22 protein-coding genes and 1 riboswitch are annotated in these 24,232 nt (G+C 72.9%); of the genes, 15 read left to right on the forward strand and 7 right to left on the reverse strand.

The annotated features are described in order from the left end of the window. Position 1: 1 nt before the first annotated feature. The 3 genes from QPK52_RS16700 (at position 2) to hutI (ending at position 3,878) form a co-directional block, all read left to right on the forward strand. The gene (locus tag QPK52_RS16700; RefSeq protein ID WP_410540358.1) at positions 2-1,219 is read left to right on the forward strand and encodes an allantoate amidohydrolase; all 1,218 of its coding nucleotides are present in this window, start codon (positions 2-4) and stop codon (positions 1,217-1,219) included. A gap of 101 nt (positions 1,220-1,320) precedes the next feature. Further along, complete coding sequence (locus QPK52_RS16705; protein WP_410540360.1) at positions 1,321-2,667, forward strand: formimidoylglutamate deiminase; 1,347 nt, start codon at positions 1,321-1,323, stop codon at positions 2,665-2,667. Further along, complete coding sequence (gene hutI, locus QPK52_RS16710; RefSeq protein ID WP_410538302.1) at positions 2,667-3,878, forward strand: imidazolonepropionase; 1,212 nt, start codon at positions 2,667-2,669, stop codon at positions 3,876-3,878. Before QPK52_RS16705 ends, hutI begins: the two co-directional genes overlap by 1 nt. 180 nt (positions 3,879-4,058) lie before the next feature. On the opposite strand, the gene QPK52_RS16715 is transcribed toward hutI, so the two are convergent. After that, positions 4,059-4,973 carry an RNA polymerase sigma factor SigF gene (locus tag QPK52_RS16715; RefSeq protein ID WP_093660968.1) on the reverse strand — a complete coding sequence of 305 codons (915 nt, stop codon included), beginning with the start codon at positions 4,971-4,973 and terminating at the stop codon, positions 4,059-4,061. Between the two features lie 255 nt (positions 4,974-5,228). On the opposite strand from QPK52_RS16715, the gene QPK52_RS16720 reads away from it, so the two are divergent. The 3 genes from QPK52_RS16720 to QPK52_RS16730 all read left to right on the forward strand — a co-directional run bounded on the left by QPK52_RS16720 (position 5,229) and on the right by QPK52_RS16730 (position 6,832). Continuing rightward, complete coding sequence (locus QPK52_RS16720) at positions 5,229-5,612, forward strand: STAS domain-containing protein (protein ID WP_093661090.1); 384 nt, start codon at positions 5,229-5,231, stop codon at positions 5,610-5,612. Positions 5,613-5,855: 243 nt separating this feature from the next. Further along, positions 5,856-6,371, forward strand: a complete 516-nt coding sequence (locus QPK52_RS16725; RefSeq protein ID WP_093660970.1) for an ATP-binding protein — start codon at positions 5,856-5,858, stop codon at positions 6,369-6,371. Positions 6,372-6,568: 197 nt separating this feature from the next. Beyond that, positions 6,569-6,832, forward strand: coding sequence for a hypothetical protein (locus QPK52_RS16730; protein WP_410538303.1), 264 nt, complete (start codon positions 6,569-6,571; stop codon positions 6,830-6,832). 112 nt (positions 6,833-6,944) lie between these two features. On the opposite strand, the gene QPK52_RS16735 is transcribed toward QPK52_RS16730, so the two are convergent. Then, complete coding sequence (locus tag QPK52_RS16735; protein WP_410538304.1) at positions 6,945-8,444, reverse strand: peptide MFS transporter; 1,500 nt, start codon at positions 8,442-8,444, stop codon at positions 6,945-6,947. A 414-nt stretch (positions 8,445-8,858) separates the two neighbouring features. On the opposite strand from QPK52_RS16735, the gene QPK52_RS16740 reads away from it, so the two are divergent. Next, the gene (locus QPK52_RS16740) at positions 8,859-9,536 is read left to right on the forward strand and encodes a response regulator transcription factor (protein WP_093660976.1); all 678 of its coding nucleotides are present in this window, start codon (positions 8,859-8,861) and stop codon (positions 9,534-9,536) included. Positions 9,537-9,669: 133 nt separating this feature from the next. Continuing rightward, on the forward strand, positions 9,670-11,025 hold the full coding sequence (locus QPK52_RS16745) for an ATP-binding protein (protein ID WP_410538305.1): 1,356 nt from the start codon (positions 9,670-9,672) through the stop codon (positions 11,023-11,025). Here QPK52_RS16745 and QPK52_RS16750 read toward each other — a convergent pair. Continuing rightward, a complete protein-coding gene (locus QPK52_RS16750) occupies positions 10,951-11,493 on the reverse strand; it encodes a GtrA family protein (RefSeq protein ID WP_410538306.1) in 543 nt (180 codons plus the stop codon). The genes QPK52_RS16745 and QPK52_RS16750 overlap by 75 nt on opposite strands. Positions 11,494-11,625: 132 nt before the next feature. Here QPK52_RS16750 and QPK52_RS16755 point away from each other — a divergent pair, with 132 nt between their 5' ends. The 4 genes from QPK52_RS16755 to QPK52_RS16770 all read left to right on the forward strand — a co-directional run bounded on the left by QPK52_RS16755 (position 11,626) and on the right by QPK52_RS16770 (position 16,399). Further along, a complete protein-coding gene (locus tag QPK52_RS16755) occupies positions 11,626-12,822 on the forward strand; it encodes a 5-(carboxyamino)imidazole ribonucleotide synthase (RefSeq protein WP_410538307.1) in 1,197 nt (398 codons plus the stop codon). Further along, complete coding sequence (gene purE, locus QPK52_RS16760) at positions 12,819-13,370, forward strand: 5-(carboxyamino)imidazole ribonucleotide mutase (RefSeq protein ID WP_410538308.1); 552 nt, start codon at positions 12,819-12,821, stop codon at positions 13,368-13,370. Before QPK52_RS16755 ends, purE begins: the two co-directional genes overlap by 4 nt. Position 13,371: 1 nt before the next feature. Beyond that, the gene (locus QPK52_RS16765) at positions 13,372-14,568 is read left to right on the forward strand and encodes a dipeptidase (RefSeq protein ID WP_410538309.1); all 1,197 of its coding nucleotides are present in this window, start codon (positions 13,372-13,374) and stop codon (positions 14,566-14,568) included. A 281-nt stretch (positions 14,569-14,849) separates the two neighbouring features. Continuing rightward, a riboswitch (cyclic di-AMP (ydaO/yuaA leader) is annotated at positions 14,850-15,063 on the forward strand. A gap of 4 nt (positions 15,064-15,067) precedes the next feature. Beyond that, positions 15,068-16,399, forward strand: a complete 1,332-nt coding sequence (locus QPK52_RS16770) for a transglycosylase family protein (protein ID WP_410538310.1) — start codon at positions 15,068-15,070, stop codon at positions 16,397-16,399. A 152-nt stretch (positions 16,400-16,551) separates the two neighbouring features. Here the strand turns inward: QPK52_RS16770 and QPK52_RS16775 are convergent, their stop codons facing one another. After that, positions 16,552-16,932 carry a VOC family protein gene (locus QPK52_RS16775; RefSeq protein ID WP_410538311.1) on the reverse strand — a complete coding sequence of 127 codons (381 nt, stop codon included), beginning with the start codon at positions 16,930-16,932 and terminating at the stop codon, positions 16,552-16,554. 135 nt (positions 16,933-17,067) lie between these two features. Here QPK52_RS16775 and QPK52_RS16780 point away from each other — a divergent pair, with 135 nt between their 5' ends. Further along, the gene (locus QPK52_RS16780) at positions 17,068-17,631 is read left to right on the forward strand and encodes a CGNR zinc finger domain-containing protein (RefSeq protein WP_410538312.1); all 564 of its coding nucleotides are present in this window, start codon (positions 17,068-17,070) and stop codon (positions 17,629-17,631) included. Positions 17,632-17,683: 52 nt separating this feature from the next. On the opposite strand, the gene QPK52_RS16785 is transcribed toward QPK52_RS16780, so the two are convergent. Continuing rightward, positions 17,684-19,024 carry a UDP-glucose dehydrogenase family protein gene (locus QPK52_RS16785; RefSeq protein WP_410538313.1) on the reverse strand — a complete coding sequence of 447 codons (1,341 nt, stop codon included), beginning with the start codon at positions 19,022-19,024 and terminating at the stop codon, positions 17,684-17,686. 190 nt (positions 19,025-19,214) lie between these two features. Here QPK52_RS16785 and QPK52_RS16790 point away from each other — a divergent pair, with 190 nt between their 5' ends. Next, on the forward strand, positions 19,215-20,393 hold the full coding sequence (locus tag QPK52_RS16790; protein WP_410538314.1) for an acyl-CoA dehydrogenase: 1,179 nt from the start codon (positions 19,215-19,217) through the stop codon (positions 20,391-20,393). 239 nt (positions 20,394-20,632) lie between these two features. Here the strand turns inward: QPK52_RS16790 and QPK52_RS16795 are convergent, their stop codons facing one another. After that, positions 20,633-21,832 (reverse strand): LCP family protein, encoded by a 1,200-nt coding sequence (locus tag QPK52_RS16795; RefSeq protein WP_410538315.1) that lies wholly within the window; start codon positions 21,830-21,832, stop codon positions 20,633-20,635. 171 nt (positions 21,833-22,003) lie between these two features. Here QPK52_RS16795 and QPK52_RS16800 point away from each other — a divergent pair, with 171 nt between their 5' ends. Continuing rightward, on the forward strand, positions 22,004-22,555 hold the full coding sequence (locus tag QPK52_RS16800; RefSeq protein WP_410538316.1) for an acyl-CoA thioesterase: 552 nt from the start codon (positions 22,004-22,006) through the stop codon (positions 22,553-22,555). 46 nt (positions 22,556-22,601) lie between these two features. On the opposite strand, the gene QPK52_RS16805 is transcribed toward QPK52_RS16800, so the two are convergent. After that, positions 22,602-24,194, reverse strand: a complete 1,593-nt coding sequence (locus QPK52_RS16805; RefSeq protein ID WP_410538317.1) for an LCP family protein — start codon at positions 24,192-24,194, stop codon at positions 22,602-22,604. Positions 24,195-24,232 lie beyond the last annotated feature (38 nt).

Consider the following 24,232-nt stretch of genomic DNA (forward strand, 5'->3'; position numbering starts at 1 on the left):
GATGTGGCGGGAGCTGCTGCCCGTCGGACGGTCGGCGGCCACCGGCGGCTACCGGCGCCACGCCTGGACCGGCGCGGACGCCGAGTGCCGGGCGTGGTTCCGCGAGCAGGCCGAGGCACGCGGCCTGGCGTACGAGACGGACCGCAACGGCAACCAGTGGGCCTGGCTGGAGGGCTCCGACGGTGCTGCCGGGGACGCCGTGGTGACCGGCTCGCACCTGGACTCCGTGCCCGACGGCGGCGCCTTCGACGGGCCGCTGGGCGTGGTGTCGGCCTTCGCGGCCCTCGACGAGCTGCACGGCAGGGGCGTACACCCGGCCCGGCCGCTGGCGGTGGTCAACTTCGCCGACGAGGAGGGCGCCCGCTTCGGCCTCGCCTGCGTCGGCTCCCGGCTGGCCGCCGGACAGCTCACCGCCGAGCAGGCCCGGGAGCTGCGCGACGACTCCGGCGTCTCGCTGCCGCAGGCCATGGAGCGCGCCGGGCACGACCCCGACGCCATCGGGCCCGACCCCGAACGGCTCGCCCGTATCGGCGCGTTCGTCGAGCTCCACATCGAGCAGGGCCGCAACCTCGCCGCGGACGGCGCGGACGGGGCACCCGCCGGCGGGCGCGCGGTGGGCGTCGCCTCCGCGATCTGGCCGCACGGCCGCTGGCGGTTCGACTTCCACGGCGAGGCCAACCACGCCGGGACCACCCGCCTGGAGGACCGCCGCGACCCGATGCTCACCTACGCCAACACCGTTCTGGCCGCCCGGAAGAAGGCACGGCTGGCCGGGGCGCTGGCCACCTTCGGCAAGGTCGCCGTCGAGCCGAACGGAGTCAACGCCATCGCCTCCCTGGTGCGCGGCTGGCTGGACTCCCGCGCGCCCGACGAGGCGACCCTGGCCGCCGTCGTCGCCGAGATCGAGCGCTCGGCCGCCGAGCGCGGCGTGCGCGACGGGGTGCGGGTGGCCGTCACCCGGGAGTCAGCCACGCCCGTGGTGGAGTTCGCCCACGGGCTGCGCGACCGCATCGCGGCCCGGCTCGGCGGCGCGCCGGTGCTGCCCACCGGCGCGGGGCACGACGCGGGCATCCTCTCCGCCGAGATCCCCACCGCCATGCTCTTCGTGCGCAACCCCACCGGTGTCTCGCACTCGCCCGCCGAGTCGGCCGAGGAGGACGACTGCGTCGCCGGGGTGCGGGCACTGGCCGACGTGCTGGAGGACCTGGCGTGCCCGTGACCTCCCGCTCCCCGGCCCCCGAGCCGTCTGCCCCCGAGCCACAGGCCACCGGCTCGCCGGCCCCCGCCCCGTCGGCCCCCGGTTCACCGCCCCCCGGGGCCGTGTACTGGGCCGAGTACGCCTGGATCGGCGGCACCGTCGAGCCCGGCACGGTGATCGAGACGGCCGGCGGCCGGATCGCCGCCGTACGCACCGGGGTGCCCGCCCCGCCGCCCGGCGCCGAACCGCTGCGCGGCCTGACCATCCCCGGCCTGGCCAACGCGCACTCCCACGCCTTCCACCGCGCCCTGCGCGGCACCGCGCAGATCGGCTCCGGCACGTTCTGGACGTGGCGGCAGGTGATGTACTCCGTCGCCGACCGCCTCACCCCCGAGAGCTACTTCGCCCTGGCCCGGGCCGTCTACGCCGAGATGGCGCTGGCCGGCATCACGGCCGTCGGCGAGTTCCACTACCTGCACCACGCCCCCGGCGGCACCCCCTACGAGGACCCCAACGCCATGGGGCACGCCCTGATGGCGGCCGCCGCCGAAGCCGGCGTCCGCATCACCCTCCTGGACACCTGCTACCTGGCCTCCGGCCTCCTCTCCGCCCGCCGGGGCGGCGCCCTGGACCGCCACCAGCTCCGCTTCGGCGACGGCAGCGCCGCCGCCTGGGCCGAGCGGGCCGCGGCCCTGCGGCCGCCGGGCGACCACGCCCGCGTGGGCGCCGCGATCCACTCGGTGCGCGCCGTGCCCGCCGCCGAACTGGGCGCCGTCGCCGACTGGGCCCGGGAACGGGACGCGCCCCTGCACGTCCACCTCTCCGAGCAGCCCGCCGAGAACGACGCCTGCCTGGCCGTCCACGGCCGCACCCCCACCCGGCTGCTGGCCGACCACGGCGTGCTCGGCCCCCGCACCACCGCCGTCCACGCCACCCACCTCACCGACGCCGACATCGCCCTCCTGGGCGACTCCGGCACCCGGGTGTGCATGTGCCCCACCACCGAACGCGACCTCGCCGACGGCATCGGCCCGGCCGCCGCCCTGATGCGGGCGGGCTCGCCGCTGTGCCTGGGCAGCGACAGCCACGCCGTGATCGACCTGCTGGAGGAGGCCCGCGCCATGGAACTGGACGAGCGGCTGCGCACCCGCGCCCGCGGCCACTGGACGGCGTCCCAACTGCTGCGCTCCGCCACGGAGTTCGGCCAGGCGGCGATCGGCTGGCCGGAGGCGGGACGGCTGGAGGCCGGCCGGTTCGCCGACTTCGCCACCGTCGCCCTGGACACGGTGCGCACAGCCGGGCCGCCGCCCCGGCTGGGGGCGGAGACGGCCGTGTTCGCCGCCACCGCGGCGGACGTACGCCACACGGTCGTCGGTGGTCGCCATGTGGTGCGCGACGGGGTACACCGGAGCGTGCCGGACGTCCCCGCGGCCCTGGCGGAAGCCATCCAGCAAGGAGCAGCCCGCTGATGAGCACCCCGACCACCCCCCTCGACGCCACCACCAGCACCCTCGTCACCCGCATCGCCACCCTGGTCACCAACGACCACCACTCCTCCGAAGCCGCCGAGGACACCCCGCTCGGCCTGATCCGGGACGCGGCCGTCGTCATCGAGGGCGACCGCATCGCCTGGGTCGGTACGGAAGGCGAAGCACCCGCCACCGACAGCCGCGTCGACGCGGGCGGCCGGGCGATGATCCCCGGCTTCGTCGACTCCCACTCCCATCTGCTCTTCGGCGGCGACCGCACCGAGGAGTTCGGCGCGCGCATGTCCGGCCGCCCCTACTCCGCCGGCGGCATCCGCACCACCGTCGAGGCCACCCGCAGGACCAGCGACGAGCAGCTCGCCGCGAACCTGGCCCGCCACGTCCGGGAGGCGCTGCGGCAGGGCACCACCACCCTGGAGACCAAGTCCGGCTACGGCCTCACCACCGAGGACGAGGCGCGTGCCCTGCGCATCGCCGACGACCACGTGGACGAGGTCACCTACCTCGGCGCCCATGTGGTGCCCCCGGAGTACGCCGGCGACCCGGACGGCTACGTCGACCTCGTCACCGGCCCCATGCTGGCCGCCTGCGCCCGCTACGCCCGCTGGGTGGACGTCTTCTGCGAGCGGGGCGCCTTCGACGGCGACCAGGCCCGCGCCGTCCTCACCGCCGGGATCGCCCACGGCCTGGTCCCGCGCGTCCACGCGGGCCAGCTCGGGCCCGGGCCCGGCGTGCGGCTCGCCGTGGAGCTGGACGCCGCCTCCGCCGACCACTGCACCCACCTCACGGACGCCGACGTGGACGCCCTCGCCGGCAGCCGCACGGTCGCCACGCTGCTGCCCGGCTGCGAGTTCTCCACCCGCTCGCCCTACCCCGACGCCCGGCGCCTGCTGGACGCCGGCGTCACCGTCGCACTGTCCACCGACTGCAACCCGGGATCGTCGTACACCAGCTCCATGCCCTTCTGCGTCGCGGTCGCCGTCCGCGAGATGGGCATGACGCCCGACGAGGCGGTCTGGTCCGCGACCGCGGGCGGAGCCGCGGCCCTGCGCCGCATCGACATCGGCCGGATCACCCCCGGCGCCCGCGCCGATCTGGTGCTCCTGGACGCGCCCTCGCACGTCCACCTGGCCTACCGGCCCGGCGTACCGCTGGTCGCGGCGGTCTGGCAGCGCGGTACGCGCGTGCTGTGAACGGGCGGTCCGCACCCCCGTACGGGTCCGCACGCCGAGGGGCCCGTACGGGGATGTGATCCCCGTACGGGCCCCGGAGGCCCCTCGAAGGTCAAGGGCGGGTCAAAAGACCGGAAGAGTGATTCCCGTCGGCCATAAGAGTGATGGAACGGGGCATCCGTCCGGTCGGACGGGAGTGGGTCACTCCTCGACCAGCAGCCCCTTGCGGAGCCTGCCCAGCGTCCGCGAGAGCAGCCGGGACACGTGCATCTGGGAGATGCCCAGTTCCTCGCCGATCTCGGACTGGGTCATGTTCGCCACGAAGCGGAGGGAGAGGATTCTGCGATCACGCGGCGAGAGCTCGGCGATCAGCGGCTTGAGGGACTCCACGTACTCGATTCCCTCCAGCCCGTGGTCCTCGTAGCCGATGCGGTCGGCGAGCGCGCCCTCGGTCTCGTCCTCGTCGGGCTGGGCGTCGAGGGAGCTGGCGGTGTACGCGTTGCTCGCGGCCATGCCCTCGACCACCTCCTCCCGGCTCAGACCCAGACGGTCGGCCAGTTCGCCTACGGTCGGGGAGCGGTCGAGCTGCTGGGCGAGCTCGTCACCGGCCTTGGCCAGGTCCAGACGGAGTTCCTGGAGACGCCTGGGAACGCGGACGGACCAGGACGTGTCGCGGAAGAAGCGCTTGATCTCGCCCACGATCGTCGGCATGGCGAAGGTCGGGAACTCGACCCCGCGGCCGATCTCGAACCGGTCGATCGCCTTGATCAGGCCGATGGTGCCGACCTGGACGATGTCCTCCATGGGTTCGCTGCGGGAACGGAACCGGGCGGCGGCGAACTTCACCAGCGCGAGGTTCAGCTCGACCAGGGTGTTGCGGACGTACGCGTACTCGTGCGTGCCCTCCCGCAGCGTCTCCAGACGCTCGAAGAGGGTCTTGGACAGGGCTCGCGCGTCCAGCGGCCCCACCTCGTCGTACGGCGGGATGTCGGGCAGGCCGAGCAGACCGGACAGGCTCTCCGCCTGCTCCGGGCCGACCTCCGGGAACCCGCTCCCGAACTGCTCGGGCGGGACGACCGACGACGTGATGGGCGATCCGTCGAGCCGGGGTGACATGGTGCCTCCATCGTTATCGGCATATGGCTGCCGAAGCCGTTCCTGCACTGCGGGTGCGGCGCCTCCAAGCCGACGTGTTTTAGTGGTCCCTCCTACGCCTACCTGCTCCCGAGGGAGGATGGCAAGTGCTGGTTGCCCGAATATGCCCCAATGTGCTGGTTGTGCGGCTACCGGTTGCGGCTGTAAGGGCGTAGGGTTCGAACGTCCATCTCCGGACGGCAGTGATCGGTTACTGGGAATGTTGAAGGGGTGTACATGGACCGCGGGGTGCCCGGCAGCACCAGCCACCGGGGTCGACTGACGGTCGACGTACAGCGCCACGGCGCGAGTCTGGTGGTGACGCCTGACGGCGAGCTCGACCACCACACCGCCGATCTGCTGCGAGAACCGCTGGAGCGCTCGCTGGAGGACGGCGAGAAGCTCCTCGTCGTGGACTGCTCGAAGCTGGAGTTCTGCGACTCCACCGGGCTCAACGTCCTCCTGGGCGCCAGGCTGAAGGCCGAGGCGGCCGGAGGCGGGATCCATCTGGCCGGAATGCGCCCGGTCGTCGCGAGGGTGTTCGAGATCACAGGGGCCGACGGCGTGTTCGCCCTGCACGAGAGCCTGGCCGACGCGCTGAAGGAGACCGCGCAGTCCTGATGGCGCGGCTTCAGCGGTTCGGTCCCGGTGGCGCGGTCCCGGGCGTGCGAGCGCGCCGGCCGTGCGGACCGCCCGCGTACCGGCCCGTGACCAGAGTGTTACGCCCGGAGTCCGATTCCGTCCCGACAGATGGGTGTTCTCCCGCCCCCGCAGGGCAGGAGACTCCCTGGAATCCCTCCGAAACAGTTGTTCGCAGACCAGGCGAAGACCGACGAACTGGTCAACCGGTGAGGTGAAGCACTGATGAGCACCACCCGGCCGCAACCGGCGGGCGACCGCGGCCCGGAGCCGGAGGGCACCGCCGCGACCGCAGCCGCACCGGTCGGTCAGGTGCGCGAGATGCGCCAGGTACGACGGCTGCGGCTCATGGGGGCGAGCGGTGCGGTCCCCCGTGCTCGTGACTTCACCCGTCAGGCGCTTCACGACTGGGGTTGGCTGCCCGCGGCCGGCCCCGAGCAGCGCGCCGCCGCCGAAGACGCCCTGCTCGTGGTCTCCGAGCTGGTGACGAACGCCTGCCTGCACGCCGACGGGCCCGAGGAGGTGCGCATAGGCTGCGGTCCCAAACTGCTGAGGATCGAGGTGGCCGACCGCGGCGCCGGCCTCCCCTCGCCCCGTACCCCGCACCGCCCCGGGCGGCCCGGCGGGCACGGCATGTTCATCGTCCAGCGGCTCTGCCTGGACTGGGGCGTGGTGCGCCATCCGGACGGTACGGCCGGGAAGACGGTCTGGGCCGAACTGGCAGGGCCGGACGCGGACTGAGCGTCCGGCCGTCCCCCCCCGCCGGCCCTCGCCGGAAGTACGATCCCCACCGCCGGGTCCCGCTCGGGGCTCGGCGCACTCGTGCCCGGGCACGCCCGGCGCAGTGCGGACCGCGAACGACCAGGGGTGGGCACACGGACGGGACGGCGGCTGCCGTACGGAGACGGACCGGCCTGCCGGCCGCGGCGCTCGCGCTGGTGCCGGCGGTGACGGCCTGCGGCGGTGGCGGCGGTGGAGGCGGCTCCCGGGAAGCCGGCGGAGCAGGACCCTCCCCGTCCTCCGCGGCGGAGGAGGCGGACGGGTCCGCCGCGCGGAAGGCCGGACGCGAACGGCTGGAGGCCGCAGCCTTCGAGGCGGGCGGCACGGCGGCCTCCTACCAGGTCTCCCCCGACGACCCGGGCCCGGTGCCGGACGACCTGATGCCGGCCCAGTGGAAGGCGTTCGAGAAGGCCGGGGCCTGACCCCGCCCCGGGCCCCGGGCCGCTCCGCGCGCAAAGCCGGCGAGCCGGGTCCCGGTCCCGCGCAGGACCGGGACCCGGCTCGCTCCGTACGGTGCGCCGGGCTCCGGGAGCGTTACCTCACGCCGCCCATCAGGGCCCGGATCCGTTTCCCCGCCGTCATGAAGGCGAAGCCCGCGGCCACGGCGACCAGACCCCACATGGTGTAGTACGCCGCGTCGCCCATCGGCTCGTTGAGCTGAGTCGCCCAGCCGTTGAGGGCGTTGCCGGTGGCGGTGGCGAGGAACCACAGGCCCATGATCTGGCCGACGAACTGCTTCGGGGCCAGCTTCGTCGACAGCGACAGGCCCACCGGGGACAGGCACAGCTCGCCGAGGGTCTGCAGCAGGTAGACGCTCAGCAGCCAGAAGACGGTGACCTTGCCGGTCTCGCTGTTCGCCGCGGCGGCGCCCGCCAGGCCCATCAGGCCGAAGGAACCGCCGACGAGGAGCATCGCCAGGGCGAACTTCATCGGGGCGCTGGGCTCGCTGCCGCGCTTGGCCAGCCACACCCACAGGGTCGCGAAGGCCGGCGCCAGGACGATGATCATGACCGGGTTGACCGACTGGAACCAGGAGGCCGGGAACTCCCAGCCGCCGATCATGCGGTCGGTGTCGTTGTTCGCGAAGATCGTCAGCAGCGAACCGGACTGGTCGTAGATCATCCAGAACAGCACGGCGGTGACGAAGAACCACACGAACGCCTTGACGCGCGGGCGGTCCTGCTCGGTCAGCTCCGGGTTCCGGTACATCGAGGCGAAGTACAGGATGGGTACGACGACGCCGAGGACGGCCAGGAAGTTGACGATGTGCTCGATGTCGTACGTGCCCAGCGCCAGGTCCACCAGCAGCGCCGCCGCGGCCAGGCCGGTCCACAGCGCGACCTTGCGCAGCACCGAGCGCTTCTCCTCCGGCGTGGCCGGGGTGCCGGGGTGGCGGCCCACGTCGCCGAGGTGGCGGCCGCCCAGGACGTACTGGACCACGGCCAGCGTCATGCCGACGCCGGCGACGGCGAAGCCCAGGTGCCAGTCGACGTTCTCGCCGAGGTAGCCGACCACCAGCGGCGCGAACATGGCGCCGATGTTGATCGACATGTAGAAGATCGTGAAGCCGGCGTCGCGGCGGGCGCTGGACTGGCCCTCGTAGAGGCCGCCGACCATCGCGGAGATGTTCGGCTTGAGCAGGCCGGTGCCGACCGCGATCAGGCCGAGTCCGACGAAGAACGCCACATCGGACGGGATCGCCAGCGTGTAGTGGCCCAGCGCGATGACGATGCCGCCGACCAGGACCGCCTTGCGTGCGCCCCACAGGCGGTCGGCGACCCAGCCGCCGGGCATGGCGGCCATGTAGACGACGGCGTTGTAGACGCCGTAGATCGCCGCGGCGAGGGCCTCACGGCCCGCGAGGGGGCCTTCGAGTACGCCCGCGATCAGGTAGAGGACGAGGATGGCGCGCATTCCGTACCAGGAGAAGCGCTCCCACATCTCCGTCATGAAGAGTGTGGCCAGACCGCGGGGGTGGCCGAAGAAGGTCTTGCCGGTGGTGCCGGCGGAGTCCTTCGTCAGGCTGGACGCCATGGTGGTGGTTCCTTGCTCGGTCAGGACGCGCGCGATGTGGTGCGCACGCGCCCGGGCGGGTGGTCGGCCCCGGCTTCGCGCCCCCGTGCGCGCGTGCCCGTTCCCGGCCGACGGTTCCTGCGGCGCCGCCGCGCGTCCGGACCCTGCGGGTCACGGACGGACCGGCTTCCGGGACGGCCCCTGCGTACGGATGTGTACGGGAGCTCCTCGACGGCGGGCCCCGGCGCCTGACCGCGCCGGAGGCAGCCGGTCCCGGACGGCGCCTCGGTCAGGGTACGCCACCGTCCACCGCGCACCCGGCGACCGGCGGGCGCCGAGAGGCGCATGTCACACGCCCTCCCGGGAACCGGACGGGCGCCGCCCGGTTCCCCGCGGGCCTGCGGGAGCCGCCGCCGCGAGGTCTACCATCGGGCCATGACCCGAGTACTGCTCGCCGAGGATGACGCCTCCATCTCGGAGCCGCTGGCCCGAGCCCTGCGCCGCGAAGGGTACGAGGTCGAGGTGCGCGAGGACGGACCCGGCGCGCTCGACGCAGGCCAGCACGGCGACATCGACCTGGTCGTGCTCGACCTCGGTCTGCCCGGCATGGACGGACTGGAGGTCTGCCGCCGGCTGCGCAACGAGGGGCACACCTTCCCCGTCCTGGTGCTGACCGCGCGCGCCGACGAGGTGGACACCGTCGTCGGCCTGGACGCGGGCGCCGACGACTACGTCACCAAGCCGTTCCGGCTGGCCGAGCTGCTCGCCCGGGTGCGGGCCCTGCTGCGGCGGGGCGCCGTCGAGCCCGCGCAGCCCGCCGCCACCCACGGTGTGCGCATCGACGTCGAGTCGCACCGGGCGTGGATGGGGGACGAGGAGCTCCAGCTCACGGCGAAGGAGTTCGACCTGCTGCGGGTGCTGGTGCGCGACGCAGGCCGCGTCGTCACCCGCGACCAGCTGATGCGGGAGGTCTGGGACACCACCTGGTGGTCGTCGACGAAGACCCTCGACATGCACATCTCCTGGCTGCGCAAGAAGCTCGGCGACGACGCGGCCAACCCCCGCTACATCGCCACGGTGCGCGGCGTCGGCTTCCGCTTCGAGAAGGACTGACGGCCGACGGGCCCCGCACCGGCCCGCCGGAGAGCACCGCGGGCCCCCGAAGACCGCGGAAGGCACCAGAGAACCCCCGAAGACCGCAAGACCGCCGAAGACCACCGCAAGACCCCGAAGGGCCGGCGCCGCCATGCGCAGACGTCTGATCAACTCCACGCTGGCCGTGGTCCTCGTCGTGATCGCGGTCTTCGGGGTCTCCCTGGTGATCGTCGAGACCCGCACCATCGAGGAGAGCGCCCACGAGAGCGTCCGTTCCGACGCCGCACGGCTGGCCTCGGTCGTCGAGAGCCGCCTGGTCGCCGAGGAGAGCGTGACCGCCGCCTCCATGCGCTCCCAGGTCCCCCAGGACCGCCACGTCCGCATCGAGCTGCCCGGGCAGCCCCCCATCGAGCTGGGCGAGCGCCCCGGCGAGGGGGCCATCGAGGGCAGGGCCGCCGAGCCGGGCGGCGTCACCGTCACCGTCAGGCAGGACGACGACCGGGTCCGTGAGGAGGTGGGCCGGACCCTGCTGATCATCCTGGCGGTGGCGCTGCTGGCGGTGATAGCGGCGGTGCTGCTGGCCGTACAGCAGGCCCGCCGCGTCGCGGCCCCCCTCACCGACCTCGCCGAGACCGCCGAGCGCCTCGGCTCCGGCGATCCCCGCCCGCGCCACCGGCGCTACGGCGTGCCCGAGCTGGACCGGGTGGCGGACGTGCTGGACGCCAGCGCCGAGCGGATCGCCAGGATGCTCACCGCCGAGCGGCGGCTGGCCGCGGACGCCTCCCACCAGCTCCGCACCCCCCTGACCGCGCTGTCCATGCGGCTGGAGGAGATCGTCGCGGCGGCCGACGCCATCGAGGCCGCCGCCACCGGCACCGCCGGCGCCAGCGGCGACGCAGGCACCGGAAGCACCACCGGTACCACCGGGACAGCCGCCACCGACAGGGCGGCCGCCTCCACCATCCGGGAGGAGGCGCTGGTCGGACTCGCACAGGTGGAGCGGCTGACCGACGTGGTGCAGCGGCTGCTGACGAACTCGCGCGACCCCCGCTCGGGCTCCGCCGTGGGCTTCGACCTGGACGAGGTGGTCAAGCAGCAGATCGAGGAGTGGCGCCCGGCGTACCGCAAGGCGGGCCGGGCCATCGTCCGCTCCGGCCGCCAGGGACTGCGGGCGGTGGGCACGCCGGGGGCGGTGGCCCAGGTGCTGGCCACGCTCATTGAGAACGCGCTGATGCACGGTGGCGGCGCGGTCGCGCTGCGTACCCGGATCGCCGGGAACCAGGTGGTGGTCGAGGTGACGGACGAGGGGCCCGGCGTCGATCCGGAGCTGGGGGCGCGGGTGTTCGAGCGCACTGTCAGCGGGCACAACTCCACGGGCCTGGGGCTGGCCGTCGCCCGCGACCTGGCGGAGGCCGACGGGGGACGCCTGGAGCTACTTCAGCAGCGCCCGCCGGTCTTCGCTCTCTTCCTCAGCCGCGAGGCCGACGATCCGCCGGCGGGGAATTGAAGCGGCCCGCGCGCCGGACTCCCCGCGCGCCCGCGAGGCCCCGCGGAAGACCCAGGTGCGGTACGCCCAGAAGCGGAAGACCGTGGCGATGCCGAGGCCGACGAAGTTCTTGGCGACGTTGTCGGCCAGCGGCGAGGTGAGGCCCAGGCCGTAGTGCGAGATGGCCAGCGCACCGTTCTCGATCACCAGGCCGATGCCGCTGAACAGCATGAACAGACCGGCCTCGCGGTGCATCCGGCGCTTGTCGGCGTGCCGGTAGGTCCAGTAGCGGTTGCCCAGGTAGTTGGTCCCGATGGCGACCGCGGTCGCCATCACTCCCGAGCGCACCGGCGCCAGGCCCAGGCCGTGGATGCAGAGGTTGAAGACGGCCACGTTGACGAGGAAGCCGAGGGCCCCCACCGTGCCGAACTTGGCCAGCTCGCGCCGTAGCCGCAGCAGCCTGGAGCGCAGTGCGCGCCGTTCACCCATAGTGACCCACTCGCCCCGTTCTCTCGGCTCTCGCGCGGCCCTGCGGGGCCCGCCGTCGCGTCCTGGTCCGCCATGCTAGTCACGGCCCCGTACCGCGCCGGGTACCCGCCGTCCGGCCGATAGGCTACGGACGTGACATTTCCTGTGATCGGCATGGTCGGCGGCGGGCAGCTCGCGCGGATGACGCATGAGGCGGGCATCCCCCTCGGCATCAGGTTCAGGCTGCTCAGCGACACCCCCCAGGACTCCGCGGCCCAGGTGGTCCGCGACGTCGTCGTCGGCGACTACCGCGATCTGGACACCCTGCGCGACTTCGCCCGCGGCTGCGACGTGATCACGTTCGACCACGAGCACGTGCCCACCGAGCACCTGCGCGTCCTGGAGGCGGAGGGCATCCCGGTGCGGCCCGGGCCCGACGCGCTGGTGCACGCGCAGGACAAGGGCGTGATGCGGGCGCGGCTGAGCGGGATCGGCATCCCCTGTCCCCGGCACCGGATCGTGGCGGACCCGGCCGACGTCACGCGGTTCGCGCGGGAAGGAGCCGCGCGGGAGGGAGCCGCGCGGGAAGGAGCCGCGGGGGAGGGGACGGCGCGGGAAGAGGGCTGGCCGGTCGTCCTCAAGACCGTCCGCGGCGGCTACGACGGCAAGGGCGTGTGGGTGGTGTCCTCCGAGGCCGAGGCCGCCGAGCCGTTCCGGGCGGGCGTGCCGGTGCTGGCCGAGGAGAAGGTGGACTACGTCCGCGAGCTGGCGGCCAACGTGGTGCGCTCCCCGCACGGCCAGGCCGTGGCCTACCCGGTGGTGGAGTCGATCCAGGTGGGCGGCGTGTGCGACACGGTGATCGCCCCGGCTCCCGGCCTGTCGCCGGAGCTGTCGGCCCACGCCCAGGAGACGGCGCTGACGATCGCGAAGGAGCTGGGTGTGATCGGGCACCTGGCGGTGGAGCTGTTCGAGACCCGCGACGGCCGCGTCCTGGTCAACGAGCTGGCCATGCGTCCGCACAACAGCGGCCACTGGACCCAGGACGGCGCGGTCACCTCCCAGTTCGCCAACCACCTGCGGGCCGTGCTCGACCTGCCGCTGGGCGACCCGCGCCCCCGTGCGCCCTGGACGGTGATGGCCAACGTGCTCGGCGGCGACTACCCCGACATGTACCAGGGCTATCTGCACTGCATGGCCCGCGATCCGCGGCTGAAGATCCACATGTACGGCAAGGACGTGAAGCCCGGCCGCAAGGTCGGCCACGTCAACACCTACGGCGACGACCTGGCGGACGTACGCGAGCGCGCCGCCCACGCCGCCGCCTATCTGCGAGGGACCATCACCGAATGAGCAACGCCCCCAGCCCCGCATCCGCCCCCGCCGTGGGGATCGTCATGGGATCCGACTCGGACTGGCCGGTCATGGAGGCCGCGGCCGAGGCCCTGGACGAGTTCGAGGTCCCCTACGAGGTCGACGTCGTCTCCGCCCACCGCATGCCGCACGAGATGATCGCCTACGGCGACGAGGCGGCCGGACGCGGGCTGAAGGCGGTCATCGCCGGCGCCGGGGGAGCGGCCCACCTGCCGGGCATGCTCGCCTCCGTCACCCCGCTGCCGGTGATCGGCGTCCCCGTGCCGCTGCGGCACCTGGACGGCATGGACTCCCTGCTGTCCATCGTCCAGATGCCCGCCGGGGTCCCGGTCGCCACGGTCTCGGTCGGCGGCGCGCGCAACGCCGGCCTGCTGGCGGTCCGCATCCTGGCGGCCCACGACGAGGAGCTGCGCGAGCGCATGGAGCGGTTCCAGGCGGAGCTGAAGGACCAGGCGAGGGAGAAGGGCCGACGGCTGCGGAGCAAGGTCGCCGCGGGCGGCGCCGGCTTCGGCTTCGGGGGCAGGTGAGATGGGTCACTCCGCCGAGCTGCTGGCACGGGCCAGGGCGCTGCTGGAGGCCCATCCCGTCGCCGACGGCCACAACGACCTGCCGTGGGCGCTGCGCGAGCAGGTCGCGTACGACCTGGACCGGCGCGACATCGCCGGGGACCAGTCGGCCCATCTGCACACCGACATCCCGCGGTTGCGCGCGGGCGGGGTGGGGGCGCAGTTCTGGTCGGTCTACGTGCGCACCGACCTGACCGGTGACGCCGCGGTCAGCGCCTGCCTGGAGCAGATCGACGTGGTGCGGCGGCTGGCCGACCGCCACCCGGCCGACCTCAGGCCCGCCTTCACCGCCGACGACATGGAGGCGGCCCGCGCCGAGGGCCGCATCGCCTCCCTGATGGGCGCCGAGGGCGGCCACTCCATCAACAACTCCCTGGCCACGCTGCGCGCCCTGTACCGGCTGGGTGTGCGCTACATGACACTCACCCACAACGACACCATCGACTGGGCCGACTCGGCCACCGACACCCCGCGCCACGACGGCCTGACCCGCTTCGGCGAGGAGGTCGTGCGGGAGATGAACCGGCTGGGGATGCTGGTGGACCTCTCCCATGTGGCGCCCGCCACCATGCGCGACGCCCTGCGCGTGACGACGGCGCCGGTGGTCTTCTCGCACTCCTCGGCCCGCGCGGTGTGCGACCACCCGCGCAACATCCCCGACGACGTGCTGGAGCGGCTTCCGGTCAACGGCGGTGTGGCGATGGCCACATTCGTGCCGAAGTTCGTGCTGCCCGCCGCCGTCGCCTGGACCGAGGCCGCCGACGAGAACATGCGCGCCCACGGCCTTCACCCCCTGGACGGCAGCGAGAGGGGCCTGGCGGTCCAGCGCGCGTACGAGGAGGCCAACCCGCGCCCGGTCGCCACGGCGGCGACGGTCGCCGACCACCTGGACCACATGCGCGAGGTCGCGGGCATCGACCACATCGGCATCGGCGGCGACTTCGACGGCACGGCCTTCACCCCGTCCGATCTGAGCGATGTGTCCGGATACCCGCACCTGGTGGCCGAGTTGCTGGACCGCCGCTGGTCCGAGGCCGATCTGGCCAAGCTCACCTGGAAGAACGCGGTGCGCGTGCTGCGCGACGCGGAGGCGGTCGCCCGCCACGAGCGGACCAGGCGCGGCCCGTCGATCGCCACCATCGGACAGCTCGACGGATAGCTCCTTGACCTCCTCGTGACCCAACTCACGAGCCGGCCCTCCCCGGTACGTCGCTCTGCGTGCCGGAGGAGGGCCTTCTGCGTCATCGCTCCTGGCAGTGGGGAGAAGTGACAGCTCGTCAGAGCCGGGGTCCGCCACTCTTCGGGAAGTGAACGCAGCAGACGGTGACGATCTGACGATCATCAAAGCCTTCGAAACGGGCGTCCTGTGACCCATCGGCTTGTATCGGCGGAAACGATGTGTCTACCGTTCTGGCCGTGCCGTACGAATGTGCGGCGGCCCGCTGTCGAACGCCGAATCCTGTCAACGGCGGCGGGCTGGACCATCCACACCACCCGATGACAGGAGCGGGGGACCCAAGGTAAGTCGCCGTCCCGGGCCCATACGGGACGGCTTGGGGTGAAGCCATGCCGCGCCACGCGCCGCGGCACACATGGCCGGGCAACTCCAGCCCGAACCCGACAGCTCACCTCGCAGGCGTAGGAGAAGGAGCACACCTATGTCCGCACGCGGACGTCACCGTCGTATGCGCAACAGCCGTCTCACCCGCCTGTCGCTCGCCATCTCCGTGGGCGGCGCCGGCATGGCCCTTCCCCTGATCGCCGCCGGCGGAGCCAACGCGGCCTCCGTCGAGACCTGGGACAAGGTCGCCCAGTGCGAGAGCACGGGCAACTGGAGCATCAACACCGGCAACGGTTTCTACGGCGGCCTGCAGTTCACGCAGAGCACCTGGGCCGCCTTCGGCGGTACCCAGTACGCGCCGCGCGCCGACCTCGCCACCAAGGACCAGCAGATCGCCGTCGCCGAGAAGGTGCTGGCGGGGCAGGGCCCGGGCGCCTGGCCCGTGTGCTCGGTCAAGGCCGGCCTGACCAAGGGCGGTCCCGCCCCGGCCGTCTCCCCCGACGGCCGGAGCAACCCCACCGAGCAGAAGGAGCAGGCCCCGGCCGCTCCGAAGGCCGAGGCCAAGCCCGAGGTCAAGGCCGAGGCCAAGCCCGAGGTCAAGGCCGAGGCCAAGCCCGAGGCCGAGCCGAAGCAGCAGAAGAGCCAGGCCGCGCCGCAGCGCGCGGACCGCGGCGAGCGCGCCCACAGCCACGACCACGGCGCCGGCGAGGGCGCCTCCTACGAGGTCGTCGGCGGCGACACCCTCTTCAAGATCGCCGCGGCCCAGGGCGTCCAGGGCGGCTGGGAGCGCATCTACGAGGACAACCGCCAGGTCATCGGCGACAACCCGAACCTGATCTTCCCGGGCCAGGAGCTCACCCTGGGCGGCGCCGCCACCCAGCAGAAGGCCGCGGCCAAGCCCGAGGCCAAGCCGGCCCCGAAGGCCGAGAAGACCGAGAAGGCGGCGCCCAAGGTCGAGAAGACCGAGAAGGCCGAGGCCGTGCAGCAGTCGGCCGAGCGTGCCGACCGCAGCGACCGCGGTGCGGTCACCGGCTACACCGCCCCGGTGAACGCCGCTCCGTCCGGCTCCTACAAGGCCTCCGGTGCCCGTTGGTCCAACGGCCACACCGGTGAGGACTTCGCCGCCGCCTCCGGCACCCCGGTGAAGGCCGTCACCAGCGGCACCGTGGTCTCCGCCGGCTGGGGCGGGGCCTACGGCAACCAGGTCGTCATCCGTCACAACGACGGCCGGTACAGCCAGTACGGCCACCTGTCCTCGCTGTCGGTCAGCGCCGGCCAGACGGTCAACACCGGCCAGCAGATCGGCGCCGTCGGCTCCACCGGCAACAGCACCGGTCCGCACCTGCACTTCGAGATCCGTACCGCCCCCGGTTACGGCTCGGACATCGACCCGCTGGCCTACCTGCGGGCCAACGGCGTCAGCATCTGAGGGTCCTGACCCTCACCGGCCCGGTCGCCCGAGTCCGGAGCCGGCCGAGAGGCGGGCGGGGCAGGGGTGTGCGAACACCCCCGCCCCGCCCGCCTCTTCTCCGTTCCCTCACCCCGGCGCCCTGCCCCATCGCGCACTGACGGGCGGCCGGCTCACTCCACGCAGAGGCAGAAGGGGTGCCCGGCCGGGTCCCGGTAGACGCGGAAGTCGCGCTCGCCCCCGTCTCCCTGGAGGAGTTCGGCCCCCAGTTCCAGCGCCTCCCGCTCGGCCGCGTCCAACTCCCCGCGGGGCACGTAGAAGTCGAGGTGGAACTGCTGCGAACGCTCGGCGCTCGGCCACTGCGGCGGCACGTATCCGCGCGCCTCCTGGAAGGCGAACGTCCGGCCCTTCAGGGCGCCCGAGTCGAACGTCACCTCCACCCACCTGCCCTCGCCCTCGACCTTCCCGCCCAGCATCCGTGCGTAGAAGTCGGCGAGCTTCCCCGGTTCAGGGCAGTCCAGTACGACGACGTCCCGCAGCGTGGTGATGGCCATGGTGCTCTTCCCTCCTGTGCCGTGGATCACTTCTCCGTCACTCGCTCTGTTACCTGTTGGCGGCTTCAAGCGGTAACGAGTTACCCCATGATGGCGTTCTGTCGGTAACGGGGCAAGGCCGGTAACGTGGCAGGTGTGGAACGACCCGAGGAGCGGGATCCCACGCCGCCGGGACTCCGCCTGGTGAGGGATCTGATCAACACCCTGGACGTGGAGACGGACGCCGACGCCCTCGCCACCGCGGACGGCCTCGCAGCACTCGTGCACGAACACGGGTTGACCGGACCGCCGCCGACCAAACGGGACCTTCCGGACGTCATCCGGCTGCGCGAGGGCCTGCGCGCCGCATGCCTGGCCCACACCGGCGCGCGCATGCCGAAGGAGACGGCGGACCGGCTGGCCGCACTGCTGGAGGACGCGCCCCTGGTCCTCACCCTGGACGAGGAGGGCGCGGCGGCGCTCCGCCCCGCCGGGGCGCGCACCGCGGCGGCGGCGCTCACCGCGGCCGTGGCCGCCGCCGTCTCCGCCGCGGCGGCCGACGGCACCTGGTCCCGCCTGAAGGTGTGCGAGGCGCACGACTGCCGCTGGGCGTACTACGACAGGAGCCCGGCGGGCCGCAGGCGCTGGTGCACCATGGCCGTCTGCGGCAGCCGGGCGAAGATGCGGACGTACCGCGCACGGCGGTCGTCCGGGGACTGAGCGCTCCCGGCGGGCCCCCGCGGACGGGAAGCACGCAGGCGGGGAGCGGGCCCTACGCCGTCGGCCGGCCCAGCGCGCGGAAGGACCAGCCCGCCTTGCGCCACAGGGCCGGATCGAGGGTGTTGCGGCCGTCCAGGATGCGCTTGTGCGCCACGGTCTGGCCCAGCGCCTCCGGGTCGAGCTCCCTGAACTCGCGCCACTCCGTCAGATGCAGCACCACGTCCGCCCCGCGCACCGCCTCCGGCACGCTGTCCGCGTAGCCCAGGGTGGGGAAGACCCGCCGGGCGTTCTCCATGCCCTTGGGGTCGTAGACCGTCACCTGCCCGCCCTGCAGGTGGATCTGGCCCGCGACGTTCAGCGCCGGCGAGTCCCTTACGTCGTCGGAGTCCGGCTTGAAGGTCGCCCCCAGCACCGCCACGCGCTGCCCCAGGAACGTGCCGCCGACCGTCTCGCGGGCCAGCTCCACCATGTGGGAGCGGCGGCGCATGTTGATCGAGTCCACCTCGCGCAGGAACGTCAGCGCCTGGTCGGCGCCCAGCTCGCCCGCCCGCGCCATGAACGCGCGGATGTCCTTGGGCAGGCAGCCGCCGCCGAAACCGATCCCGGCGCGCAGGAACTTCCGCCCGATCCGGTCGTCGTACCCGATGGCCTCCGCCAGCTTCACCACGTCGCCGCCGGCCGCCTCGCAGACCTCGGCCATGGCGTTGATGAACGAGATCTTGGTGGCCAGGAAGGAGTTCGCGGCGGTCTTCACCAGCTCCGCCGTCGGGAAGTCGGCGACGACGAACGGCGAGCCCTCGGCCACCGGCTTCGCGTACACCTCGCGCAGCAGCTCCTCCGCGCGCGCCGAGCGCACCCCCACCACGATGCGGTCCGGGCGCAGGGTGTCCTCCACGGCGAAGCCCTCGCGCAGGAACTCCGGGTTCCAGGCCAGCTCCGCCGCGTCGCCCGCCGGGGCCAGCTCCGCCAGCCGCCTCGCCAGCCGGTCCGCGCTGCCCACCGGCACCGTGGACTTGCCCACCACCAGCGCCGGCCGCGACAGGTGCGGGGCCAGGGAGTCCAGCGCGCTGTCCACGTAGGACATGTCGCACGCGTACTCGCCCTGCTTCTGGGGGGTGTTCACGCAGATGAAGTGGACGTCCCCGAACGCGCCCACCTCCTCCCAGGAGGTGGTGAAGCGCAGCCGCCCGGTCGAGCCCGCCACTCCGGCGACATGGCGGCGCAGCAGTTCCTCCAGGCCCGGCTCGTAGAACGGCACCCGCCCCGCGGACAGCGTCTCGACCTTCTCCGGCACCACGTCCAGGCCCAGCACCTCGAAGCCCAGCTCGGCCATGGCGGCGGCGTGCGTCGCGCCGAGGTAGCCGGTGCCGATCACGGTGATTCTGAGGGCCATGGACTGCTCCTGGGACGCGGGCGAGGTGCTGCCCGTGAGCATATCCGGCCGCTGCCGGGGCGGGCGGGGGCCGAGGGGGGAGCCCGAGGGGCCGGTGTCGGCAAACTCATGTATCCGTGGAGACGGCGGACCACTAGAATTGTGTTACTTAACGGTAGTTAGCAGCAGCGCACCCAGGGAGTGAGACACCGTGGCGGGATCGACCGACTTCGACCTCTACCGTCCGTCGGAGGAGCACGAGATGCTCCGCGAATCGGTGCGCTCGCTCGCCGAGGCGAAGATCGCGCCCTTCGCCGCCGAGGTGGACGAGCAGGGCCGCTTCCCGCAGGAGGCCCTGGACGCGCTGGTCGCCAACGACCTGCACGCCATCCACGTGCCCGAGTCCTACGGCGGCGCGGGCGCCGACGCGCTCGCCACCGTCATCGTGATCGAGGAGGTCGCCCGCGTCTGCGCCTCGTCCTCCCTGATCCCGGCCGTCAACAAGCTCGGCTCCCTCCCGGTGGTCCTGTCCGGCTCCGAGGAGCTGAAGAGCAGGTACCTCGCGCCCCTGGCCAAGGGCGACGCGATGTTCTCCTACTGCCTCTCCGAGCCGGACGCCGGCTCGGACGCCGCGGGCATGAAGACCCGCGCCGTGCGCGACGGCGACTCCTGGGTCCTCAACGGCGTCAAGCGCTGGATCACCAACGCCGGCGTCAGCGAGTACTACACCGTGATGGCCGTCACCGACCCCGAGAAGCGATCCAAGGGCATCTCGGCCTTCGTGGTGGAGAAGGGCGACGAGGGCGTCTCCTTCGGCGCTCCGGAGAAGAAGCTCGGCATCAAGGGCTCCCCGACCCGCGAGGTCTACTTCGACAACGTCCGCATCCCCGCCGACCGCATGATCGGCGAGGAGGGCACCGGCTTCGCCACCGCGATGAAGACCCTGGACCACACCCGCATCACCATCGCGGCCCAGGCCCTCGGCATCGCCCAGGGCGCGCTGGACTACGCCAAGGGCTACGTCGCCGAGCGCAAGCAGTTCGGCAAGCCGATCGGCGACTTCCAGGGCGTGCAGTTCATGCTCGCCGACATGGCGATGAAGCTGGAGGCCGCCCGCCAGCTCACCTACGCCGCCGCCGCCCGCTCCGAGCGCGTCACCCTCGGCGCCGACGGCAAGGCGGAGGGCCTGACCTTCTACGGCGCCGCCGCCAAGTGCTACGCCTCCGACGCCGCCATGGAGATCACCACGGACGCCGTCCAGCTCCTCGGCGGCTACGGCTACACCCGCGACTACCCGGTCGAGCGCATGATGCGCGATGCCAAGATCACCCAGATCTACGAGGGCACCAACCAGGTCCAGCGCATCGTGATGGCCCGCAACCTGCCGTAGGACGCCGTTCCCACCGCACGGAACCGCACGGCACCGCACGGAACCGCACGGCACCGCACGGAACCGCACCGCAGCACGGCGGCGGCTCAGGGGCACCCCTTCGGGGGTGCCCCTGTCGTTTCCCCCCCACCGCTCCCGCCCCTTCCGGACCCGGGAACGCGTGTGGGCCCCGGACCGGGCGGTCCGGGGCCCACACGTTCACATGGCCATGGTGGCGGTGTTCCCCGCGCGGGCGGGTTTCAGTCGGCCCTGACCGTGACCTTCTCGCCGTTCTTCAGCTGCCCGACGAGCTGCTTGACCCTGGTCATGTCCCACTTGAGCGAGCCCTGCGGTGCGGAGCCCGCTATCGGCATGTTCATCGAGGCGCCCTCGCCGCCCGAGACGCCCTTCATGGCCCAGAACATCGAGGCGAGGTCGAACAGGCCCATGTCCTCGTCCACGATCAGGGTGTCCAGACCCGCGCCCAGCGTCGGGTAGAGCCTGAAGGGGTTGATGATCGTGGAGGGGGTAGCGGCCTGGTTCGCCAGGGCGGAGAGGAACTTCTGCTGGTTCTTGGTGCGTTCCAGGTCGCTGCCGGCCTCGTAGCGGTTGCGGACGAAGGCCAGGGCCTGGGCGCCGTCGAGGGTCTGTCGGCCCTTCTTGAAGTCGGCGCCGGAGTTCTTGTCCTTGATGTCGCGGGGGATGTCCATCTCCACGCCGCCCAGGGCGTCCACGATGGAGGCGAAGCCGCCGAAGCCGATCTCCGCGTAGTGGTCTATGTGCAGGCCGGTGTTGTACTCGACGGTGCGGACCAGCAGGGTGGCGCCGTCCATGGAGTAGGCGGCGTTGAGCTTGCGCGCGCCGGGGGAGGGGAAGGTCTTGCCGCTCTCGGAGCCCTTGAACTCCGGGATGGTGACCCAGGAGTCGCGGGGCAGGGAGATCATCGTGTTCCCCTCGGGGCCCACATGCAGGATGATCATTGAGTCGGTGCGCTTGCCCTCCGCCGAACCGGTGCGGAGTTTCTTCCTGTCCTCGTCCGACAGGCCTTCGCGGCTGTCGGAGCCGACTATGAGGTACGTGGTGCCCTCGCCCTTCTCGGGCCGGTCCATGACCGCACTCAGGTCGACCTCCCGGCGCAGCTTGGAGTCGGCCCAGAAGTACGTGCCGACCGACCACACCAGCAGCACGACGAGCAGTGTGACGAGCCCCGTCTTGAACCGGCGGCCCCAGTCCGGCGCCGGTCTCGCACCGCCGTAGCCGGGTGCGGCGGGCTCGCCCGGGCTTCCGCCCGCGTAACCCGAACCGGCGTAGACCTGGCCCGTGTTGTAGCCGGAGTCGTAGCTCGCGTGGCCTCCGTAACCGTAGCCGCCGCCGGGGTCGTTGCCGGGTCCGGTCGTCGGTACGGCGCGGTTGGGAACCGGGCGCGGGCCGACGCCGCCGCTGTTGGGCCAGTCAGTCATGGGAGGCAGTGTGCCCTCTCGGACCGTGTGCGCCATAGACAGGGGGGCGGAACAGGAGCGCGGCTGTTGCAGAGCTGATGCATTGCGGGGGCGGGCGGGTCCGGCGGGGAGCGCACGGGATCACACCGGGCCACCCGGTTCCGCCCGGGACGGGCGGCTTAGGGTGGAAGCATGACCACTCAGGCCCAGGCCACCCAGCACGAACTGCCGGGCAAGCCCACAGCGGCGTCCCGCACCACCCTGTCCCACATCATGACGGGGAACGACACCAACCTCCTCGGCACCGTCCACGGCGGTGTGATCATGAAACTGGTCGACGACGCGGCGGGCGCGGTCGCCGGCCGGCACTCGGGAGGTCCGGCGGTCACGGCGTCGATGGACGAGATGGTCTTCCTGGAGCCGGTCCGGGTGGGCGATCTGGTGCATGTGAAGGCCCAGGTGAACTGGACCGGACGGTCCTCGATGGAGGTCGGCGTGCGGGTGCTGGCCGAGCGCTGGAACGAGTCCACGCCCGCCACCCAGGTCGCCTCCGCCTACCTGGTGTTCACCGCGGTCGACGAGAACGGCCGGCCGAGGCCCGTACCGCCGGTGGTCCCCGAGTCCGAGCGCGACAAGCGGCGCTGGCAGGAGGCGCAGATCCGGCGTACGCACCGGCTCGCCAGGCGCCGCGCCATCAAGGAACTGCGCGACCGGCGGGCGGCCGAGGGCGTGACGGAGGACTGAGGGCCGCCGCCCCGGGGCCGCCGGCGCGTACGAACCGGCCCCGCGGTCACGGGCAGACGACCTCGTCGCCCGTGACCGCCCTTCCGTCGGTGCCCCCGTCCTCCGGGCGCGCGGGCTCCTCCGCGTTCTCCGCCTCCGGCGCCGGGCTCGCGGAGGACTCGGGGGCGTGGCGCACCCGCAGCACCCCGCGGTGGTCGGTGCCCAGCACGACCTCCATCACCCGCCCCTGCCCCCTGACCTCCTCCAGCTCCGCGCCGGGCAGCGCGGCGGCCAGGGCGCGCGCCGAGCGGTCCCATTCGGGATCGTGGCGGATGACCGTCCGCCGTACGTCCTGCCTCTTCGCGCCGCGCGGGGTGCCGGTGGTGTCGAAACCGGTGGCGCGCAGTTCGCGGTCCACCCGCGCCCCGAGGGCGGCGACCGGTGTGCCGTTCTCGACCTGCACCCGGATCTTCCCCGGGGCCACCCGGACCGGAAGAGGGCCGGACGGACGCGGCGCGCTCCGCCGCTCCGCCGCTCCGGGCTCCTCGTCCAGGTTCTTGCCGCCGTGCCCGGCCGCGTGTCCCGTGCCGCGCCCCGTGCCCGCCGCGGTGCCGGACGACAGCGGCCGGTCCTGGCGCAGCGCCGCGAACAGCTTCCCGGCCTTCTCCTCGTCCCAGGTCACGGTCGAGCCGATGCCGGGCACGCTGTGGTCGGGGTCGTCCAGGGGCACCGAGGCGAACTCGGAGGACGCCACCGTGAAGCCGCGCATCGCCCGTCCCAGGGTCAGCAGCTCGCGGGCGCCGAAGTCCCGGTCGGCGCGCACCGATCCCAGGAGCGCCGAGGCGACCCGGTTGAGCCGGGCGGGGTTCGTCAGCACCTCGCTCCCGGTCACCTCGTCGATCACGGAGGCCAGGAAGCGCTGCTGGCGTTTGATGCGGCCGAGGTCGCCCTCGGCGTCGACGTGCCGGGCGCGGACGTACTGCAGGGCGCGGCCGCCGTCGAGCCGGGTGGTGCCGGCCGGCAGGTCGAGGCCGCTGCGGCTGTCGGTCAGCGGCCGGGTGGTGCACACCGGGACGCCGCCCAGGGCGTCGACGGTCCGCATGAAACTGGTGAAGTCGACCTCCAGGTAGTGGTCGACGCGCACCCCCGTCATCTTCTCGACCGTGCGTACGGTCAGGTGCGGGCCGCCCAGCGAGTAGGCGGCGTTGATCTTCCCGATGCGGCCGGCGCGGAGTTCGCCGGTCGCGGGATCGGTGTGCTCGGGGAACTCGGCGTACGAGTCGCGGGGGATGCTCACCACGCTGGCCCGGTCGCGGTCGGCGGACAGGTGCACCAGCATGAGCGTGTCGGTGCAGTTGCACGGGGTCCCGCCCAGGGAGTACCGCCGCCGCTCCTCCTCGGTGACGGTGTCGCGTCCGTCGGTGCCGACGACCAGGAAGTTGAGGCCGTCGCCGTTCTGGGGGCGGTGGCTGAGCCCGTGGAAGGGGTCCACCCGCTTCAGCCGGCCGTCCAGCCCGGAGACCAGCGCGTGGCCGATGCCGCCGGCCATGAGCACCATCACCGAGACGGCGGTGGCCGCCCGGGCGCCCCAGCGGGACAGACCCCGCCGCTTCGGCCGGGGACGGGCGTGGCGACCGCGCTGACGGGACCGTGCGGGCATCGGGGAAGCACCTCCGTGGCGGTGGGGGCCAGGAAGCG

The organism is Streptomyces sp. KL2 (genome assembly GCF_046529545.1).
Lineage (GTDB): Bacteria > Actinomycetota > Actinomycetes > Streptomycetales > Streptomycetaceae > Streptomyces > Streptomyces radiopugnans.

Coding starts and splice junctions, on each gene's coding strand:
- QPK52_RS16700 (WP_410540358.1), top strand. CDS start 2: ATGTGGCGGGAGCTGCTGCCCGTCGGACGGTCGGCGGCCACCGGCGGC.
- hutI (WP_410538302.1), top strand. CDS start 2,667: ATGAGCACCCCGACCACCCCCCTCGACGCCACCACCAGCACCCTCGTC.
- QPK52_RS16715 (WP_093660968.1), bottom strand. CDS start 4,973: ATGTCACCCCGGCTCGACGGATCGCCCATCACGTCGTCGGTCGTCCCG.
- QPK52_RS16720 (WP_093661090.1), top strand. CDS start 5,229: ATGGACCGCGGGGTGCCCGGCAGCACCAGCCACCGGGGTCGACTGACG.
- QPK52_RS16725 (WP_093660970.1), top strand. CDS start 5,856: ATGAGCACCACCCGGCCGCAACCGGCGGGCGACCGCGGCCCGGAGCCG.
- QPK52_RS16735 (WP_410538304.1), bottom strand. CDS start 8,444: ATGGCGTCCAGCCTGACGAAGGACTCCGCCGGCACCACCGGCAAGACC.
- QPK52_RS16740 (WP_093660976.1), top strand. CDS start 8,859: ATGACCCGAGTACTGCTCGCCGAGGATGACGCCTCCATCTCGGAGCCG.
- QPK52_RS16745 (WP_410538305.1), top strand. CDS start 9,670: ATGCGCAGACGTCTGATCAACTCCACGCTGGCCGTGGTCCTCGTCGTG.
- QPK52_RS16750 (WP_410538306.1), bottom strand. CDS start 11,493: ATGGGTGAACGGCGCGCACTGCGCTCCAGGCTGCTGCGGCTACGGCGC.
- purE (WP_410538308.1), top strand. CDS start 12,819: ATGAGCAACGCCCCCAGCCCCGCATCCGCCCCCGCCGTGGGGATCGTC.
- QPK52_RS16765 (WP_410538309.1), top strand. CDS start 13,372: ATGGGTCACTCCGCCGAGCTGCTGGCACGGGCCAGGGCGCTGCTGGAG.
- QPK52_RS16770 (WP_410538310.1), top strand. CDS start 15,068: ATGTCCGCACGCGGACGTCACCGTCGTATGCGCAACAGCCGTCTCACC.
- QPK52_RS16775 (WP_410538311.1), bottom strand. CDS start 16,932: ATGGCCATCACCACGCTGCGGGACGTCGTCGTACTGGACTGCCCTGAA.
- QPK52_RS16785 (WP_410538313.1), bottom strand. CDS start 19,024: ATGGCCCTCAGAATCACCGTGATCGGCACCGGCTACCTCGGCGCGACG.
- QPK52_RS16795 (WP_410538315.1), bottom strand. CDS start 21,832: ATGACTGACTGGCCCAACAGCGGCGGCGTCGGCCCGCGCCCGGTTCCC.
- QPK52_RS16800 (WP_410538316.1), top strand. CDS start 22,004: ATGACCACTCAGGCCCAGGCCACCCAGCACGAACTGCCGGGCAAGCCC.
- QPK52_RS16805 (WP_410538317.1), bottom strand. CDS start 24,194: ATGCCCGCACGGTCCCGTCAGCGCGGTCGCCACGCCCGTCCCCGGCCG.